At 74.8% G+C, this 17,772-nt stretch carries 19 protein-coding genes; 4 read left to right on the top strand and 15 right to left on the bottom strand.

What is annotated here, in order from left to right; genetic code table 11:
* Nucleotides 1-47: 47 nt before the first annotated feature.
* The 5 genes from CFP65_RS13425 to CFP65_RS13445 form a co-directional block, all read right to left on the bottom strand.
* Nucleotides 48-233 (bottom strand): hypothetical protein, encoded by a 186-nt coding sequence (locus CFP65_RS13425; RefSeq protein ID WP_104816314.1) that lies wholly within the window; start codon nucleotides 231-233, stop codon nucleotides 48-50.
* 94 nt (nucleotides 234-327) lie between these two features.
* Nucleotides 328-1,755 carry a S8 family serine peptidase gene (locus tag CFP65_RS13430; protein ID WP_104816315.1) on the bottom strand — a complete coding sequence of 476 codons (1,428 nt, stop codon included), beginning with the start codon at nucleotides 1,753-1,755 and terminating at the stop codon, nucleotides 328-330.
* 88 nt (nucleotides 1,756-1,843) lie between these two features.
* The gene (locus CFP65_RS13435; RefSeq protein WP_104816316.1) at nucleotides 1,844-3,226 is read right to left on the bottom strand and encodes a WXG100 family type VII secretion target; all 1,383 of its coding nucleotides are present in this window, start codon (nucleotides 3,224-3,226) and stop codon (nucleotides 1,844-1,846) included.
* A 7-nt stretch (nucleotides 3,227-3,233) separates the two neighbouring features.
* Nucleotides 3,234-3,740: a WXG100 family type VII secretion target gene (locus CFP65_RS38895; RefSeq protein WP_158702161.1), complete on the bottom strand. Its 507-nt coding sequence runs from the start codon at nucleotides 3,738-3,740 to the stop codon at nucleotides 3,234-3,236.
* A 157-nt stretch (nucleotides 3,741-3,897) separates the two neighbouring features.
* A complete protein-coding gene (locus CFP65_RS13445) occupies nucleotides 3,898-4,578 on the bottom strand; it encodes an endonuclease V (protein WP_254552379.1) in 681 nt (226 codons plus the stop codon).
* A 261-nt stretch (nucleotides 4,579-4,839) separates the two neighbouring features.
* Between CFP65_RS13445 and CFP65_RS39715 the strand changes: the two genes are divergently transcribed.
* Entirely contained in the window at nucleotides 4,840-5,082 is a 243-nt protein-coding gene (locus tag CFP65_RS39715) for a hypothetical protein (protein ID WP_168219563.1), read from the top strand.
* Between the two features lie 22 nt (nucleotides 5,083-5,104).
* Here CFP65_RS39715 and CFP65_RS42100 read toward each other — a convergent pair whose 3' ends face one another.
* A complete protein-coding gene (locus CFP65_RS42100) occupies nucleotides 5,105-5,797 on the bottom strand; it encodes an RDD family protein (RefSeq protein WP_104816320.1) in 693 nt (230 codons plus the stop codon).
* A 120-nt stretch (nucleotides 5,798-5,917) separates the two neighbouring features.
* Nucleotides 5,918-7,612, bottom strand: coding sequence for an RDD family protein (locus CFP65_RS42105; protein WP_158702163.1), 1,695 nt, complete (start codon nucleotides 7,610-7,612; stop codon nucleotides 5,918-5,920).
* Between the two features lie 357 nt (nucleotides 7,613-7,969).
* Between CFP65_RS42105 and CFP65_RS13465 the strand changes: the two genes are divergently transcribed.
* Nucleotides 7,970-8,386 carry an SsgA family sporulation/cell division regulator gene (locus CFP65_RS13465; protein WP_104816322.1) on the top strand — a complete coding sequence of 139 codons (417 nt, stop codon included), beginning with the start codon at nucleotides 7,970-7,972 and terminating at the stop codon, nucleotides 8,384-8,386.
* A gap of 110 nt (nucleotides 8,387-8,496) precedes the next feature.
* Here the strand turns inward: CFP65_RS13465 and CFP65_RS13470 are convergent, their stop codons facing one another.
* The 4 genes from CFP65_RS13470 to CFP65_RS13485 all read right to left on the bottom strand — a co-directional run bounded on the left by CFP65_RS13470 (nucleotide 8,497) and on the right by CFP65_RS13485 (nucleotide 13,957).
* Nucleotides 8,497-9,873, bottom strand: coding sequence for a glycosyltransferase 87 family protein (locus CFP65_RS13470; RefSeq protein ID WP_254552380.1), 1,377 nt, complete (start codon nucleotides 9,871-9,873; stop codon nucleotides 8,497-8,499).
* Between the two features lie 129 nt (nucleotides 9,874-10,002).
* Nucleotides 10,003-11,547, bottom strand: coding sequence for a cellulose binding domain-containing protein (locus tag CFP65_RS13475; RefSeq protein WP_104816323.1), 1,545 nt, complete (start codon nucleotides 11,545-11,547; stop codon nucleotides 10,003-10,005).
* A 269-nt stretch (nucleotides 11,548-11,816) separates the two neighbouring features.
* Complete coding sequence (locus CFP65_RS13480) at nucleotides 11,817-13,175, bottom strand: HAMP domain-containing sensor histidine kinase (RefSeq protein ID WP_104820855.1); 1,359 nt, start codon at nucleotides 13,173-13,175, stop codon at nucleotides 11,817-11,819.
* Between the two features lie 77 nt (nucleotides 13,176-13,252).
* The gene (locus tag CFP65_RS13485) at nucleotides 13,253-13,957 is read right to left on the bottom strand and encodes a response regulator transcription factor (protein ID WP_104816324.1); all 705 of its coding nucleotides are present in this window, start codon (nucleotides 13,955-13,957) and stop codon (nucleotides 13,253-13,255) included.
* Between the two features lie 145 nt (nucleotides 13,958-14,102).
* Here CFP65_RS13485 and CFP65_RS13490 point away from each other — a divergent pair, with 145 nt between their 5' ends.
* The gene (locus CFP65_RS13490; protein ID WP_104816325.1) at nucleotides 14,103-14,648 is read left to right on the top strand and encodes a hypothetical protein; all 546 of its coding nucleotides are present in this window, start codon (nucleotides 14,103-14,105) and stop codon (nucleotides 14,646-14,648) included.
* Here the strand turns inward: CFP65_RS13490 and CFP65_RS13495 are convergent.
* Nucleotides 14,645-15,196: a VOC family protein gene (locus CFP65_RS13495; protein ID WP_104816326.1), complete on the bottom strand. Its 552-nt coding sequence runs from the start codon at nucleotides 15,194-15,196 to the stop codon at nucleotides 14,645-14,647. The two genes, CFP65_RS13490 and CFP65_RS13495, sit on opposite strands and share 4 nt — an antisense overlap.
* Nucleotides 15,197-15,378: 182 nt before the next feature.
* Between CFP65_RS13495 and CFP65_RS13500 the strand changes: the two genes are divergently transcribed.
* A complete protein-coding gene (locus CFP65_RS13500) occupies nucleotides 15,379-15,861 on the top strand; it encodes an Lrp/AsnC family transcriptional regulator (protein WP_104816327.1) in 483 nt (160 codons plus the stop codon).
* 22 nt (nucleotides 15,862-15,883) lie between these two features.
* On the opposite strand, the gene CFP65_RS13505 is transcribed toward CFP65_RS13500, so the two are convergent.
* The 3 genes from CFP65_RS13505 to CFP65_RS13515 form a co-directional block, all read right to left on the bottom strand.
* Nucleotides 15,884-16,675, bottom strand: coding sequence for a S16 family serine protease (locus tag CFP65_RS13505; RefSeq protein WP_104820856.1), 792 nt, complete (start codon nucleotides 16,673-16,675; stop codon nucleotides 15,884-15,886).
* A gap of 127 nt (nucleotides 16,676-16,802) precedes the next feature.
* Nucleotides 16,803-16,952, bottom strand: coding sequence for a hypothetical protein (locus CFP65_RS38900; RefSeq protein WP_158702164.1), 150 nt, complete (start codon nucleotides 16,950-16,952; stop codon nucleotides 16,803-16,805).
* 49 nt (nucleotides 16,953-17,001) lie between these two features.
* The gene (locus CFP65_RS13515; RefSeq protein WP_104816329.1) at nucleotides 17,002-17,652 is read right to left on the bottom strand and encodes an IclR family transcriptional regulator; all 651 of its coding nucleotides are present in this window, start codon (nucleotides 17,650-17,652) and stop codon (nucleotides 17,002-17,004) included.
* Nucleotides 17,653-17,772: the final 120 nt, after the last annotated feature.

The raw sequence follows: 17,772 nt of genomic DNA on the forward strand, positions 1-17,772 counted from the left end.
GATGCTGCCAACCCCGTGGCCGGCAGCCCTCTCGGGAGCCCGTCAGCTCAGTCGTCCTCGCCCTGCACCGCGCAGACCGCACCCAGCGGCACCTTCGGCAGCAGCGCGCCCAGCACCTGCGAACACACGGCGGACTCCTTCGCGTTCTTCGGCCCGTCGGCCGCAGCCGGCCCCGCCCCCAACCCCAGGGACGCCGCGAGCACCACACCCAGCACGACCAGCTTCTTCACCATGGCTCAGCCCTCCAGAACAGTCGACGGACGAACCATCCCTACCCGAAGGACCCCCGCCGGCGCCCGGATTGTCCGCCATCCGTGGGCGCGTCTCTCACTGCTGGTACGGGTTGCCGCCCCCGGCGGCCGGCCCCTGCTGCGGGTACTGTCCCGGCTGGCCGGGCTGCGAGCTCTGCCCCGGCTGGCTCGGCTGGCCGTACGGCTGCTGGCCGTACGGGTTCGGCGCGGTGCCGGGCTGCGGCTGCTGGTACTGGCCCGGGTACTGCGGCGCCCCCTGCGGAGCAGCCGGCTGCGCTACGCCCCGGCGCGAACGGCGCGCCAGCAGCACGCCCCCGACCACCGCGAGCACCACCACGACACCGCCGGCCCCGATCACGTACCCCGGCACCCCGCCGCCACCGCTGCTGCTCCCGCCGGAGGCCACCGGCGTGGCAGCCGCCGGCGCCGAGGAGGCAGCGCCACTCGGCGCGGCGGAGGTCCCGGCCTCCGGCCCGCCCTGCGACTCGGCCCGCCCGGCCAGCGGGTTGTCCTTCGGGCCCTGGTCCACCGCCGGGTTGGCGGCCAGCGCCTTGGACGGCGAGGCGATCCCGTACCCGTACTTGTCGTTCGGGACGGCCCCGGCCCCGTCGGGCATCTTCGCCGTCTTGATCATCCGGTTGATCACCTGACCGGCCGACAGCTGCGGGTACTTGGCCCGGATCAGCGCCGCGATCGCCGAGACGTACGCGGTGGCCGCCGAGGTGCCCGTCCCGTTCCCGTAGCTGGTGTCCGACTTGTTGCTGGCCCCGTAGATCCCCACCCCGGGCGCCACCAACGTGGTCTCCGGCCCGGAGTTCGACTTGGCCCACACGGCGCCGGCTTGATCCACCGCACCGACGGCGACGACGCCGGGGAAGGCGGCGGGGTAGGTGACGGGAGCCTGATGATCACCCTGGTTGCCGGTGCCGCCGACCACCACGATGTCCTGGGAGAGCGCGTACTCGACCGCTGCGCGCACCTGCGGATCGGTGCGCAGCCCGGCCGAGGCGAGCGACATGTTGATCACCTGGACGTGGTGGTCTACCGCGTACCGGATCGCGGGCGCCAGGTTCGTGCCACCGAAGTTCCCGATGTCGTCCCCGCCGTCCAGAGCGACCCGGACCGGGAGGATTTTCGCCTTGGGAGCCAGGCCGGTCACGCCCGCCTGGTCGCCGTGCCCGTGCGCCGCGATGATGCTGGCGATCTCGGTGCCGTGTCCCGCCGTGTCGACCCGGCCGTCCGACTTCTCCCCCGAGAAGTCCGCCCCCGCCAGGACCTGACCGGTCAGGTCCTGGTGACTGGCCTGCACGCCGGTGTCGATCACCGCGACGGTGACGCCCTCACCCTGGCTGACCGGCCAGACCACGCCCGCCGCGTCGTACTTGGTGATGGCCCACTGGCCCTGACGGATGCTGTCGGCGGCAGCCGGTCCGGCGGCCAACCCCCAGCTCAGCGCACCCGCCGCGAGCACCGCCGCACCACGCAAGCCTCGACTGGTCGTCAAGCCCGGTCACCCCATCTGTCGAAGGTGGGTGCCCCGCAGGCCGCGCCCACGGGACACCCTCAGGTCCAGCCACCCTACGGGCGGCGGATCAGTCCACCACGTTCGGGTTGGCCCGCTGCCCGGTCATCCAGGTCTCCTCGTCCTCGACGAGGTAGTCGGGCCGCTTCCCGTCCTTCTTCTTGTCCTTGTCCTTCTTACCGGCCTGCGAGCCACCGGGCATCCCGTGCTGGCCGTCCTTGCCGCGCTGTCCGGCGCCGCCCTGACCCGCCTGACCCGCCCGGCTCTTGCCGAGGCCCGAACCGCCCTCGGTGAAGCTCTTCCGGCTCGCCGCGCCGTGGCCGGACTCCCCGGCCACGCCACCGCTGCGCCCCGCACCGCCGGCTCCGGCCCGGCCACCGGCCCCGGCCGTGCCCTCACCGGCCGCCAGACCGCCCAGGCCGCCCGAGCCGAAGCTCCCGGGCCGGCCGCCGCCTCCGGCCAGTCCGCCACGGCTGCCGAGGCTGCCGGTGGAACCGGAGTTGCCACTGCCGAAGACCCCGCCGCCGAACCGGCTGCCGCCCTCGCCGGGCCCGCCGGTCTCGGTCCCGAACCCGGGCGCACCGGTGCCGGTGGTCGGTTTGGGGCCCGTGATCACGCTGTCGATGCCGGTCCCGGCACCCGGGCCGGGCGTCGGACCGACGCCGACACTGCCGCCACCACCGGGCGGAGCCGGGCGGGGCACGGGGTTGGCCGTACCGCCCTTGATCCCGGGATCGGTCGGTGCCACCCCCTGCTTCGGCGGCAGCGGAGCCCGCTGGGAGCCACCGCTGACGGACCGTGAAGTAGTCGACATCTCGACATTGCGCGCACCGCCACCGTTGGCAGCGAGCCCCATCCCGCCACCCATGATCAGCGCACCGATCGCGGTGGCCCCTGACGGGTCGTCCGGCGGGTTGAGCTGGTCGATGTTCTCCACCGACACGGTGTTCGGCGGCTTGAGCACCTGCGCCGCCGTCCGGTACTTGGTCGCCAGCGTCTCCATCACCGCGACGGCCTTGGCCTTGCGCTCGTCGGTGATGGTGGTGCGGGTGTTCTCGTTGTCCACGCCGACGGCCGTCTCGGCGGTGTCGCCGATCGCGTCGCCCACCTTGTCGAGGAAGCTGGGCTCCTCGGGCATGTCCCGCTTCGCCTGGTCGATCGCCTCGGACATCATCTTCATCGTGATGGCCGCGTCGTTCGCGTACGCGGAGACGTTGTTGACCGTGTTGGCGAGCTTGGTCATCTTCGAGTAGAAGGCGTCGCTGCTGGTGCCCTCCCAGCTCGAGGTGGCATCGCCGGAGGCGGTCTGCAGGGTGGTCCGGATCTGCTTGAGGCAGTCGGCCGTGCGGCGCCACGGGTCGCTCGCGGACATCACGCCGCCCGAGTCCATGCTCTGCACCATCTTGCGCAGGTCACCGTGGCTGTAGGCGTCGAAGTTCGTGAAATCGCTCATGCCGCGCTCACCAGGTCTCGTTCGGGGTGCCGGTGACGGGTGGGGTGCCGGCGCCCGGGTCCTTCGGGCTGGAGACCGGGCCGGTCACGACCGTGGTGGTGGGCCGGACGGCGGTGGTGTAGGTGGTCGGCGTGACGGTGTTCGGGTTGCCGACCGACCAGCCGTCCGAGGCCACCTTGAGGTGGCGGGAGGTCTCGTGCTCCTGCTCCTCGTAGTTGGTCGCCGTCAGGTCGGCCTTCCGCTGGGCCTCGTCGATCGCGTCGTGCAGGGCGAACAGGACGTCCCGCAGGCCGTCCCGCATCGTCTCGTACTTCTCGTGCAGCGTCTGCGCCTCGGCGAAGGTGCCGAAGGCGCTGCGCCCGACCCCGCTCTGGATGTGCGCCTTGCCACCGTCCGCGTGGGCCTGGAACTCGTCCAGTAGTTTGCGCACCTGCCCGGCGAACGCCCTTAGGCCGTCCACCTCCACGCGGTACCCGGCTCCCGGGCCGCCGCTCGACCCGCTCCCCGTGCTCACGACCTCGTGCCCCCGTACTTCGTCGTCTACCTGCCGCCCCGGCCTGGGCTGCGCGCTCAAGGCCAGGGAAATCCAACTCACATGTCTAACACATGCCCACGGCCGACAGAACGCCCCACTCCCCCCTTCCCCTACCCCGGAGCCGCCTGACGGAATCTCACCCGAGTTCCGTCAGGGCCCGCCGGCAGAGCGAATCCGCGCGCCGGGTGGTCTCGGGCAGCCGGTAGTCGGGGGCCAGGGCCAGCGTGGTGGCCACGGCCTCGGCCAGGCCGATCCGGTGACCGACCGAGACGAAGACCGGCTTGACCCCGACCCGGGTACGCACGGCCCGCCCGACCTCCTCCCCCGAGTCGGTGTCCACCAGCGGCGCCGAGTCGCCCCGCCCCGGCCCCGGCTGCTCGTACCCGAAGGTGAACGGGGTCTTGGCCACGCCCATGGTCCGCAGGCCCGTCAGCACGCCCAGATGGCTGGCCAGTCCGAGCCGGCGCGGGTGGGCCAGGCCGTAGCCGTCGCAGACCACCAGGTCGGGGACGTGCCGCAGCTCGGCCAGCGCGTCGAGCACGGCCGGCACCTCACGGAAGGCCAGCAGCCCGGGCACGTACGGGAAACTGATCCGCCCCACGGCGGTGGCCTCCTCGACCACGGCCAGCGTGCCGTGCTCCAGCAGCACCGCCGCCGCGACCACCAGGTCACGCTCGTCGTCGTAGGCCACGTCCACCCCGGCCACCAGCGCTCCCGGGGCGGGCACCGGCCCGGCCGGCTCGACCAGGGCGCGCAGCCGGTGCTGCTCGGCCAGGGCTTGGGTCTCGGTTGCGGGCCAGTCGGCCGGTGCGGGCAAGGCTCCCCCAGGTGCGGTGTGCGGGTGGTCCGTCCACACCGTACCGACCGTCAGGGCGCGGGCCGCACGGCGTCGGTGAGCCCGTGCGCCCCCCGTGCCCCGGGCTCCCGGAGTTAGGCTGTACTTACCGACCCGCCCCCGTGGGTAGACCTCCGGTACGACAAACCGCACCCGGTACGAGAGCACCCGGTCCGCAGCGCCGCCCCCGAGGCCGTGACCGTCCGCGCTCCCGCACCGGCCTCGCGCGAAGGACGGACCGCCATGCCGCGCCCCACCATCGCCCAGCTGCTCACCGGCACCCTCACCGTCGTCGCCGCCACCGTGGCGCTGCTGGCCGTCTCCCATGCGACGGGGGTGTTCGAGATCGCGGTCCTGGCCACCTTCGCCGTGGCGCTCGGCACCCTCGCCACCGCACTCCAGATGGCCGCCGCCCGCCGCCGCCCCGACCGGAGCCCGGCCCCGGCACCGGCCGCACCACCGGTCCCGGAGTACGCCCGGCACTGACCCACTGGGAGACGACGGGCCGTCACACGGCGATGGAGACCACGACCGTCTTGGCCGCCTTGTCGTGGATGCACTGCCGGTACGGCCGGTCGAAGATGCCGAAGACCCCGTCGATCAGCCACCAGAGCAGCGAGCAGCAGAGCAGCGCGGGCGCGATGAACACGGCCGCCCGCGTCCAGGCCGCGGCGGGCGTCGGGCTGCTGCCGTCCACCAGCATGGCCACCCGCAGCCGCATCGCCTTCTTGCCGAGCGTCTGGCCGTCCCGGCTGAGCATCAGGCCCTCGTAGACGATGTAGAGCGCGTAGCCGAGCCAGACGGCGCCGACCACGCCGTTCTCGTGCTTCAGGCTGACGAACGGCAGCACCACCAGCGTCGCGATCACCTGCACCATCAGGTAGTCGATCAGCCGGGCGATGATTCGGTTGCCCCAGCTGCCCAGCGGCGGCATCCCGGGCACCGGCCCGGGGTCCGCCTGGTACGGCGGCGTCCCGTACCCGGGCGGAGTGCCGTACCCGGGCGGCGGCGGGGGCGCGCCGTACGGGCCGCCGTACCCACCGGGGGCGTCGTACGGGCTGCCCTGGGGTGGCGGCGGCGGGGGTGTGCCGTACGGGTCGGCGCCCCCGTTCGCGGGCCCGCCCGGCGGGGGCGGCTGCTTCTCGAAGGAGGGCTTGCCGCCCCCTTCCGGCTCGGTGCCTGACGGGTCATAGGTACTCATACGTCGAGTAGAACATCACTTTTAGTACGAGCTTGGGATATTTCGTCCGTTTTGGGGAGCCAGGCTGACCCCACCTCAGGAGCGGACCGCTCGGGCACGGACCGCTCAGGCTCGGACCGCTCAGGCGCGGACCACCCGGGTGCGCGCCGCCCGGTCGTGCCAGGCCCGCCGCTGCTCCGAGTCCGCGAACGGCCAGAGCGCTCCGACCACCAGCACCGCCCCGGCCTGGCCGACCAGCCACCGCGCCACCGACCGCCCCAGCGCGGGCGGCTCCGCCGTCCCGGCCCGGACCACCCGCACCCCGACCAGCCGCTTCCCGAAGGTCTGGCCGGTGCGCGCCGTCGGCAGCACCTCGTACACCACCCCGACCAGCAGCAGCACCCCCAGCAGCACCCCGGTCTTCCCCAGCACCACCGGGTCCACCAACCAGACCTGCACCTGACGCCCCGTCGCGTCGGCCGCCGCCTTCGCCTGGTCCAGCTTCGTCTGGAGGTGGTCCACCGCCGAGGCCACCAACGGCACCCCGGCCCCGACCCCCACCACGGCCACCACGACCCCGTCCACCACCCGGGCCACCACTCGCCGCCCCATCCCCGCCACCCGAGGCACCCCGGCCCCCGCACCGGCAGGCACCACGGCGCCGGCGGAGGACGGGGACGTGACGGCCCGCTTCACCGGCACCGCCTGCGGCGCCGCCGCCGCAGGCTCGGGTACGGCCACCACACCGACCGCACCCAACCCGTCGACCGGTGCCGCCGGCGGAACCGACGCAGCGATCACCACCGGCGCCACCGGCGCCACCGCCCCACCGCCCACCGCCATCGGCGCAGCCACCGCACCCACGGCTCCCGCCGCCGAACCGGCCGGGCCCACCGGCGCCACCGCACCCGCCGACGCGACCACCCCGACCGCACCCCCCGATCCCGCCCCGGCTTCGGCCCCCGCCCCAGCCGCCAGCGGATCAGCAGGCCCAGCCGCCGCCCCACTCCCCTGCGCGGCAGCCCCACCGCTGCCCTGCGCCCCAGGCGCAAAAGACCCTCCACCCCATACCGCCGCCGTGCCCGCTCCCGCCCCCGCGGGCCCGGCGGAGCCACCGTTCGCCTCGACCGCCCCACCCCGGGGCCCGGGCACCACCGAAGCGGCTCCACCCGCCTCTGCGCCCGCACCCCAGGACACCCACCGCGGCTCGGCCGACTCCTCCAGCAGGCCCCGCTGCGCCCGCGGGTCCACCTGCCAGCCCGAGGCGGCCCCGGGGGCCTCGCCCTGTACGGTCTCGGCCACCGCCGGCTCCGCCTCCGCCGCGCGGAACGTGAAGGAGCGCCCGGCCGAGGTCTGGTCGAAGTACACCGGGCCGGTCTCCCCGACCGCCGCCGCCTGCCGGACCACCGCGTCCGGTGCGCTCGCCGGCCCCGGCAGGTCGACCCCGGCCGCCGCGTCGGCGGCCGCACGGAGCGGCGGCGCCGAGTACGGGGCGAACACCGCCCCACCCAAGGTGCCCTGCCCGGGCAGCACCACGGCCCCCGTGCCCCCCGCCACCCCCGCCACCGGAACTCCCGCCACCGGTGCCTCCGCCGCCGGCTCCACCACCGGCGGCGGCATGTACCGTGCCGCGACCGGGGGCGCCGCCGCGTGGCGGCCGACGAAGCTGGGCGGGACGAGCTCCTCGCCGGCGGCCGGCGCGGGGCGGCTGGTACCGGGCACCCAGGCGGTGCCGCCCCAGTAGCGGACGAAACCGGGGACCGACGGGTCCGGGTAGTACCCCGGCGTCGGGCCGGCGGCGGTGGACGTGCTGCCGTCGACCGGCCGTTCCGTCATCTGGTCTCTCCTGAAGTCTCCGCGGGCCGTCCGCCGCCCGCCGAGGCCGTGGGCGCGGTCCATCCACCGCGCACCCCCAGCGGCCCCACAGGGCCGGGGCGGACAGTCGCGAGGCAGTCACAAAGGGTAGTGCCTTCAGGCCACACCGGATGCCAGATCGGCAATCACCACCGGAACAGCCCCCACCGGAACCCTCGACGGGGGAGAATCCGCCCTCCCGCCGCCCCGCCCCCAGGGCCACCCGCCAGAAATTCTCGACCGATCCGCGAAATGTGTGTAAGACCGTGTCAGCACCACGCTCTCTCTCCACAAAGGGCCCCGGAGGACGGGCCCGAGGAGATGAGAGAGGTACCGGCCATGGAGCGTTCCACGAGCGTCGTCGAGCACGAGCTCGACCTCAACCTGGTGCTGTCGCCCGAGCGCAGCGTCCCCGTCCCGGCCCGGCTGTCGTACGGGATCCACGACCCCTTCGCCGTGCACATCACCTTCCACCTGGACAGCGGCACGCCGGTGACCTGGGTGTTCGCCCGCGAGCTGCTGGTGGAGGGCACCTTCCGCCCGTGCGGCCAGGGCGACGTGCGGATCTGGCCGACCCGGTCGGGCCGGAACAGCGTGCTCTGCCTGGCGCTCAGCTCCCCGGGCGGCGACGCCCTGCTGGAGGCGCCGCTGCCGGCGGTGGCCTCCTGGCTGGAGCGGGCGCACCGGCTCGTCCCGCCCGGCGCCGAGCTGGCCGCCCTCGACCTGGACAACTCGCTGGCCGAGCTGCTGGCGTGACGGCGCCCCTCGAGGAGGCCCCCGTCAGGGAGGACACCGATGGCGAGGCCCCCGTCAGGGAGGTCCCCGTCACGGAGGCCCCTGTCAGGGAGGACACGACGGAGAAGACGTCAGCGCACGCCCGCCCGGGCGGGCTGCTCGGCCCGCGGCCGGGGCACCCGGCCGAGCGGCGCGCCCCCGGCGAGCCGGCGGGCCCGCACCCGCACGGCGGCCAGCGCGAGGAAGCAGAGGCCGACCACGGGGTAGATCGAGGCGGGCAGCTGGTGCAGGGCGGGCAGGTGGCTGTCCAGGTCGCCCTTGTGGGGGACGAGCCACATCGCGTAGGAGAGGAAGGCCAGCAGGGTGGCCCAGAAGACCGGCCGCCAGCGCAGCCGACGGACGGCGGCCGGGCGTGAGCGCTCCTGGGCCGCCTCGGCGGCCAGCAGCACGAGCAGCGGCACGCAGCACCACCAGTGGTGGGTCCAGCTGATCGGGGAGATCAGCACGGCGGTGACCGAGGCGCAGCAGACGCCCCAGGCCTCGGAGCGCGGCAGCCAGGGCTCGCTGCGGTGCGCCCAGACGGCGGCGGCCAGGCCCGCGACGGCGACCAGGGCCGCCACGGCGGTGGCCAGGCTGCCGGGGTCGGCGGTGTGCATCAGCCGGGCGACGGCGCCCCGGATCGACTGGTTGTCGACGATCTCGGTGCGGCCGACCCGGGAGGAGTCGTAGAGGTACTTGGTCCAGAAGCCCCAGGTGGCGTCCGGCAGGGTGACGGCGCCGATCGCGAAGGTGGCCAGGAAGGTGAACCCGGCCACGAGGGCGGCCCGGACCCGGCCGGTGATCAGCAGGTAGACGGCGAACAGGCCGGGGGTGAGCTTGATCCCGGCGGCGATGCCGATGGCCACGCCCTTGGAGCGGTGGCCGTCGGAGCGGGTGAGGTCCCAGAGGACCAGGCAGGCCAGGGCCAGGTTGATCTGGCCGTACCGCAGGGTGGTGAAGACCGGCTCCAGCCAGACGCCGAGCCCGGTGACCAGCACCACCCCGACCGGCCGGAGTTCCCGGCGCGGCCAGCCGGTGAGCTTGAAGGAGAGGTGCGCGAGCACCGCCAGCAGCACCAGGTTGCCCGAGGTGATCAGCACCCGGAGCAGCCCGACGCCGACCCAGGTGGTCGGCACGAAGAGCATCGCGGCGAACGGGGGGTAGGTCGCGGGCAGGTTCCACTCGGTGACCCGCAGGGCGTAGAGGTCGTGACCGTCGGCGACGGCGGCCCCCTCCGCCCGGTAGACGATCATGTCCACCATCGAGGTGCCGACGAGGTGGCGCACCACCGCGTAGACCAGCAGCGAGAAGACGGCCACCGCGGCGGCGACGGTCATCTGCCCCCGGGGCGCCTCGCGGACGGCCCGGACCAGCTGCCCGGGGTACGCGCTCACCCGTTCGGCCCACCCGGCGGGGTGCTCCGGCGCGGGGGCCCGGGCCGCCTCGCGCTGCTTCTGCGCCGCTGTCACGTCTCTCTCCGTCCGCCGGTGGACCAGCTAGCGACCATACCCGACGGAGTCGACGGGCTCAGGTCGGCGAACCGGCCCACCGGGCGGCCCCGAGCGGCCCGGCGGGCCGCCCCGGACCCGGCTCGGTGCTCAGCCCGTGTAGGCGCCGAGGGCCCGGGTGAAGTCCAGCGGCTGCTGGTCGATCGAGCTGCAACTGGCGTCGGCGTACGGCTTGGCGCCGCCCGCGCAGGGCTTGTCCCGGGTGCCGGACCACATGGCCAGCCAGGCCAGGTGCTTGCCGCCCGCGAAGGCGGCCAGCTGCTTGGCGTCGGCCACCGTGAACACCTCGGAGGAGACGTCGTTCACACCGATCATCGGGGTGACGGCGGTCTTGGCCCAGGCCTCGGCGTCGGAGAGGCCGAGCACGCTCTTCACCTGGGCCTGGGTCGCGGTGGCGGCGTCGATCGCGTAGGCGCCCATCCGCCCGGCGGGGTTGGGCGCCACACCGTCGCCGAAGTCCATCGCCATGATGTTGACCGCCCCGACGGCCACCCCGGCGCCCTTCGCCCCGGCCACCAGGTCGATCCCGTCCTGGGTCAGCCCGCTGGGCAGCGCGGGCAGGGTGAAGGAGACGTCCAGCGGGTGGCCCTTGGCGGCGGCGTTCTTCTCCAGCTGGGCGATCGCCTGGGCCCGGCGGCCGTTGGCGGCGGCGTCGGCGAGCGCCCCGCCCTCCACGTCGAAGTCGAGCTTGGTCAGCCCGTACGCGTCCACGGCCCGCTGGTACGCGGCCGTGAGCTCGGCCACCGAGGTGCAGGCGCCGGCCAGCTCGGTGCCGTTGGCCCCACCGAAGGAGACCCGGACGTCACCGCCGGCCGCCCGCAACGCCCCGATCTGCCCGGCCACCGCATCGCTCGCCAGATCGCTCACCCCGCCCCACTTCGGCACGCACCCGCCGCCGGAGACGATGAACGCGAGGGTGAAGTCCTTCACCCCGGTCGCCTTGGCGGTGGCCACCAGGTCGTACGCGGGGTAGAGCGAGGTGTCCACGTACGGCGCGAACCGGCCGTCGGCCCCGCCCGGCACGGGCGGCACGGTGGTGGGGGTCGCCGTCGGCGTGCTGGTGGGCGTGCTCGTCCGGGTGGCCGTGGGGGTCGGAACCGTCGTCGGGGTGGCGGTGGCCGTGGCGGACGGGCTCGGGCTCGCGGTGGTGGGGCGGCCGGAGGGGGTGGGTATCGGGCCGGTACCGCCCTTGCAGGCGGTGTCGTTGATCAGACAGTTGCCCGGCTCGGCCTGGGCCGGGCCGACGGCGGCCTGGACCACGAAGCCGACCTCCACCGAGCGGCCGGCCTCGATCCGCTGGTTCCACGCCTGGGGCTTGACCGTCACGTGCTGCCCGCTGGCGCTGAACGTCCCGTTCCAGAGCGAGTCGATCTTCGCCCCGGCCGGCAGGTCGAAGCTGAGCGTCCACCCGTCGAGCGCGGCGGAGTCGGTGTTGGTCACCACGTACTGCCCGGTGTACCCGGTCTGCCAGGTACTGGTCGCGGTGTAGACCGCCCCCAGCGAAGCGGCACTCGCCGACCCCGCCAGCACGGCCACCCCGCCCGCCACCACGGCGGTGGCCACGGCCGAGGCCCCGAGCACCAACCCCTTCCGACTCCGGCGGTGCAGACCCACTCGACGGCTGTGCTGCGGCATGGCGCGACTCCCTGGAGGTTCCGGAAAACGTGTCGCCGACGCTAGCCGGGCCCCACGGGGCCGGACCCCCTCCCAAGCGGGCCGTACGGCTCCCTTATTGGGGCTTTAACCTCCGGGGGCGCGGGGAACTGCGCGACCAGCCAGTGAGCTCGCCTGAAGCTCGCAGAGATGCCCCGTTGCACCATCAACGGATAGTGCAACATCGGCATCCGCGTAAGACAGCGGCAGAGTGCAGAGCTGGCCGCGCCGTTCCCCGCGCCCCCGAGGGGTCAACGTCGCAACTTACGGCGACCCACTCTCGGGGCCACCGCCGCCTGCGTCCCCAGCCGGAGCCGCAGTTCGGCTCCGCCCAGGACCGAACGTCCCAGCGCCAGATCGCCCCCCGTCGACTCCGCGAGTTTGCGGACGATGTCCAGCCCGAGGCCCGTCGAGCCCTCGCCGCCCTGCCCGACGCCGCGCCGCACTGCGCCTGCCGGGTCGGCGAAGCCGGCCCCGGCATCGCCGACCAGCACGATCACCGCCCCCTCCGCGACGTGCACGTCCACCGCGAAGGCGGTGCCGATCGGGGTGTGGCGGAAGACGTTGCCGAGCAGCGCGTCCACGGCCGCCGCCAGATCGCCCCGCTGCACCGGCACCGGTGCCGTGGCCGAGCCGTCCACCCCGGCCAGCTGCCAGTCCCGGCCCTCGTCCTCGGCCAGGGCCGACCAGAAGCCGACCCGCTCCCGGATCACCTCGGCCGCGTCGCAGCCGAGCGCCACCGCCGGCAGGTCGTCCGGGGTGCGCCGGGCCGAGCGGATGATCTGGTCCACCTCGCGCTCCAGTTGGGCCACGGCGTGCCGGGTGGCGTCGGCGGCGTCGCCGGAGCCGAGCGAGGCGGCGTTGAGTCGGAGCACCGTCAGCGGCGTCCGCAGCCGGTGCGAGAGGTCGGCGGCCAGCTCCCGTTCGGCCGCCAGCAGGTGCACCACCCGGTCCGCCATCGCGTTGAACGCCCGTGCGGCCTCGCGGAGTTCGTCCGGGGCTCCCTCGGCCTCGCGGCCGGCCAGCGGCACCCGGACGGCGAGGTCGCCGCCGCCGAGCGAGCGGGCGGCGGCGGCCAGCCGGCGGGCCGAGCCGACGATCCGGGCGCCCATCCGATCGGCCACCAGCACGGAGATCGCCACCAGCGCGAGGGCCACCAGGGAGAGCACCAGCCAGGCGGTGGCCACGCCCCGGGTGAGGTCGCCCTCGGGCACGTACACCTCGACCACGGCCACCCGGCCGCCGTCCACGGTGACCGGCTGGAGCAGGGCGAAGCCGCCGGGGGCGCGCACGGTGAAGGAGCGGTTCTCCCCGCTAGCGGTGGCCACGGCGGTCACCTCCACCCGGGGCTTGCCGACCACCTCGGTGCTGGGCAGGTGGACGGCGATCCGCTCCCGCGCACCGCCGTCGGTGCTGGCCAGCGCGCGGGCGATGGCCTCCTGGTCGGTGGTGATGGCCAGCGCCGGGCCGAGCGCGGCGGCCTGCCGCTCGGCGGCGGTGAAGGCCCGGTCGCGGGCGGTCTGCTGCACCATCAGCCCGAGCGGGATGAGGAAGGCGAGCGCCACCATGGTCGTGCCCGCGACGGCCGCCTTGACCATCGCCCACCGCAGGGGCGTGCCCTCCGCCCGACTCCCGGCAGCGGCCCGGCTCCCGGCAGCAGCCGGACTCCCGGCGGCCTGACGCCTCCTCACCTCGGGCTCTCCGGGGGCAGCGGCGGCGCCTCCAGCCGGACCCCGACCCCGCGCACGGTGTGCAGGTAGCGCGGCTGGGAGGCCGTCTCGCCCATCTTGCGGCGCAGCCAGGAGAGGTGGACGTCGATGGTCTGGTCGCCGCCGTAGGTCTGCCGCCAGACCTCGGCGAGGATCTCCCGGCGCGGCACCACGACCCCGGGCCGGGCGGCCAGGAAGGCCAGCAGGTCGAACTCGCGCCGGGTCAGGTCCAGCGGCTGCCCGTCGAGCACGGCCTCCCGCCGCTGCACGTCCACGGTGAGCCCGCCGACTCTCAGCTGCCGGGGCGCCGGGGCCGCGCCGCCGCCGAACCGGCGCAGCACGGCCGTCATCCGGGCCGTCAAGTGCTCGACCGAGAACGGCTTGACCAGGTAGTCGTCGGCGCCGTCGTTGAGCAGCCGGACGATCTCCGCCTCCTCGTCCCGGGCGGTGGAGATGATCACCGGCACGTTGGTCACGCCCCGGATCATCTTGAGCGCCTCACCACCGTCCAGGTCCGGCAGGCCGAGGTCCAGGATGACCAGGTCGCAGCCGACCTGGGCGACCTCGCGCAGCGCCTCCAGGGCGGTGCCGACGCTGCGCACGGCGTGTCCGGAGTCGGCGAGGTGCCGGATGAGGGCGGAGCGTACGAAGGGGTCGTCCTCGACCACGAGCACTGTTGCCATGGGGCTGCACGGTACGCCATCCGGTCGAATTGGTCTGTACCTCGGGTGCCCGGTGATCGACTCCGGCGGTCTCCGGGCACGTTACCGGTCGATTGCGCGGGCCACTGACCAGCCGATCGCCCCCGTACGGCAGGATGTGCACGCGATGCGGAACGGACTGGTACAACTCGGCGCCTGGGCGGCGGCCACCGGCGCGGCGGTGCTGCTGTCCTGGCTCGGCGTGCACGCGGTGCTCAGCGACGCCTCCTCCGCCCACCCCGTCCCGCTCCCGCTGCCCACCGCCCGGCCGGCCACCGGCCCACCGCCGCCCGGCGGGCCGCACTCTCCCGAGCCCGCCCCGGCCGATTCCGGCGCCCCTTCGACCGGCAGCCCTTCGGACGGCCCGCCAAGCCCCTCCGGCACCACCGCCCGGCCCACCCCGCACCCGACCGCGTCCCGCCAAGGCACCGGCACCGGCACGCCGAAGCCCTCCTCGGTGCGCAGCTACCTGGTGCCGGGCGGCCGGGTCGCGCTGGACATCCGTCCGGACGCGGCCGAGCTGGTCTCGGCCACCCCGGATTCGGGCTGGCAGCTCCAGTACTGGACCGGCGACCAGTGGATGCGGTTCGACTTCACCAAGGACGGCGCGACCAACTCGGTCTTCGTCACCTGGAACGGGCACGCCCCGGACGTCCAGACGGTGGTGCGCTAGAGCACGCCGGGGGGCGGCGGCAGGAAGCCCGGCAGGTACGGGCCGGGGTAGGCGGTGCGGTCGACCAGGGTGTGGCGGCCGGCCGGGGTGGCGATCACGGCGATCACGGCGATGCCGTAGCGGTCCTCCACCTCGTAGGGCTCGGTGACGGGGGTGGCGCCGCGGTCCACGGCGTAGTCGTAGGCGGCGTAGGCGTCCGGCACCTCCACGGCCAGGTCGAACACGCCGTCGCCGTGGGCCGCGACCCGGGCGGCCAGCAGCCGGCCGTGCTCGGTGAGCGGCTGGAGCACCGAGGTGACCACGAACCGCAGGTCACCGGCCTCCAGCACGTAGGCGAGGCTCTCCGGGTTGCCGGTCTCGGGGCCGGAGTAGGCGGTACATCGCAGGGCCAGCGCGGTGGCGTAGTGGCGGGCGGTGCGGCGGGCGTCGGAGACGGCGAGCACCACGGCGTCGGCGCGGTGGGCCCGGGGCGGGCCGGCCTCGTCGGGGTGGGCGGCCGGTGGGGCGAACGGGCCGGTGGTGAAGAGATCGGCGAAGACGTCGGTCAAGTGAACCTCCCCGGTCGGCCCCGCGGCCCGGCGTGGGGGCGCGGCGCCACGGGGTGCTGGAGGGAGCGTGGCCCCCGCCACACCGTTGCGCAACTGTTCCGATTCCTCCTGGGCAAGCTGCGGGCTGGGGCCCGAAAATGGCTCTCCCAGCTGTGCACTCTGCTCACCCCTACGGAGCCCCCGTGCCTTCACCCAACGACGCGATCGACGCCCTGGACGGCAAGTTGATCAGACTACTCAGCGCCGAGCCGAGGATCGGGGTGCTGGAGTGCTCGCGCCGGCTCCAGGTCGCCCGGGGCACCGTGCAGGCCCGGCTCGACCGGCTCCAGGCGCGGGGCGTGATCGGCGGCTTCGGCCCACAGGTCGACCCGGCGGCACTCGGCTACCCGGTGACGGCCTTCGCCACCCTGGAGATCTCCCAGGGCCAGGGCGCGGACGTGCGGGCGCACCTGGCCTCGGTGCCGGAGGTGCTCGAACTGCACACCATCACCGGGCAGGGCGACATGCTGGTGCGGATCGTGGCCCGCTCCAACGCCGACCTCCAACGGGTGATCGACCGGGTGGTCGACTTCGACGGGATCGTCCGCGCCTCCACCGCCATCGCGCTGGAGAACCCGGTGCCCTACCGGGTGCTGCCGCTGGTCGAGCAGGCCGCCGGGGAGTGAGGCCCCGCCGGCCGGCCCGGCGTCAGCAGCTGGGCACCTGACCGCCGGACTTGAGCGCCTTGAGCGCGTCCACCGCCCCGGCCAGGGTGGTGACCGGCACCAGGCGCAGCCCGGCCGGGGTGTTCACCTTGGCGTCGGTGCACTCGCCCTTGGGCACCAGGAAGACGGTGGCGCCGTCCCGGGCCGCGGCCTGGGTCTTCAGCGGCACCCCGCCCACCGCGCCGACGGTGCCGTCCGCGTCGATGGTGCCGGTGCCCGCGATCACCTTGCCGCCGGAGAGGTCGCCGCCCTGCCCGTCGCCGGCCAGCTCGTCCACGATGCCCAGCGCCAGCATCTGCCCGGCGCTCGGGCCGCCGATGTCGCCGAGGTCGACGGTCACCTTCACCTGGTCCGACGAGAGATGCAGGTACGCCAGCGCAGCCACCGTGGCGCTGTCCTGGGACTGCGTCATCTGCTGGGCCGTCACCTGCTCGGCCTTGGCCGGGTCGGACTGCGGGTAGACCGCCTCGGAGGGCAGCACGGCCTCGCCCCGGTCGAACCAGGCGCTCATCGCCTTCCACAGGGTGGTCCGCTCACCGGGGTTGGTCGCGGAGATGGTCACCATCCGCAGCTGCCCCTCGGTGCTCCGGGCCGGCGCCCCGGTGACGGTCAGCACCGGCTTGCCCTGGTACTGCCCGAGCACGTCGGCCGTGGTGCCGGGCCAGGTGAGCGTGTACGGCAGCGGCACCAGCCCGGCCACCGCGAACAGCGCCGCCGCCAGCACCCCGCAGAGCGCGAGCGCCCGGGTGCGCGGAGCGGTCAGCCGGGCGCGCAGCGGGGAAGCGGCGGGCGCCTTCGGCGCGGCGGAGAGCGGGGGCTGCTTCAGCGGATCAGACACACCGGCATCCAAACACACCAGGCCGCCCCACCGACGCAACACGTCCCCGCCGCCACGGGACACGTCAGCCGTGGCCACCCGCCACCGCGACCACCGGGCAGCCCGCCACCGCGACCGCGACCACCGGGCGGCCCGCCACCGCGACCGCGACCGCGACCGCCGAGGCGGCCGGCCCGCGCCGGAGGCGCCGGCCCGGACTGCCCGCCCCGGTCACACACCACCCCGATCACACACCACCCCGTCGCACCGCCCCGCCGGAGGCGTCAGCGCAAGGCGTCCGCCACCTCGGTCGCGGCCTCGACCACCCGGGGGCCGACCCGCTCGGGGACGAGTCCGTTGAGCATCACCACGCCGACACTGCCCTCGATGCCGCTCAGGCCGATCAGGGCCGCCGCCGCGCCGCTCGCGCCCGACTGCTCCTCGGCGCGGGTGATCACGAAGCCCTGGTCGGGCCGCCGCTGGCCGGGGAAGGCCCGGGCCTCCAGGATCGCCCGGCCGGCCGCGCTCTCCTCCAGCGGGTGCCGCAGGCCGGTCCGGTACGCGACGTGGAAGTCCGTCCAGCTCGGCTCGACCACCGCCACGGCCAGCGCCTCCGCGCCGTCCACCAGGGTCAGGTGCGCGGTCGCCCCCAGGTCCTCGGCCAGGCTGCGCAGCGCGGGCAGCGCGGCCTCCCGCAGCAGCGGGTGGACGCGGTGGGCCAGCCGGAGCACGCCGAGGCCGACCCGGGCCCGGCCGCCGATGTCGCGACGGACCAGGCCGTGCTGCTCCAGGGTGGCGAGGAGGCGGTAGACCACGGTCCGGTTGACGGCCAGCCGGGCGGCCAACTCGGTGACGGTGAGGCCGCGTTCGGAGTCGGCGAGGAGTTTGAGCACGCGGACGCCACGGTCCAGCGTCTGGGAGGTCTCGGCAGTCACGACGCGCGTTTTCCTTTCTGCGGCAGCCGCGGCCGGGCATGGGGGTGCCGGGGCCGGGCATGGGGAGACGCGCAGGGGGTGGCTGCGAAGATCCACTCGGCCCGAGGGGTGGTCGGCCGA

Source organism: Kitasatospora sp. MMS16-BH015, from assembly GCF_002943525.1.
GTDB lineage: Bacteria > Actinomycetota > Actinomycetes > Streptomycetales > Streptomycetaceae > Kitasatospora.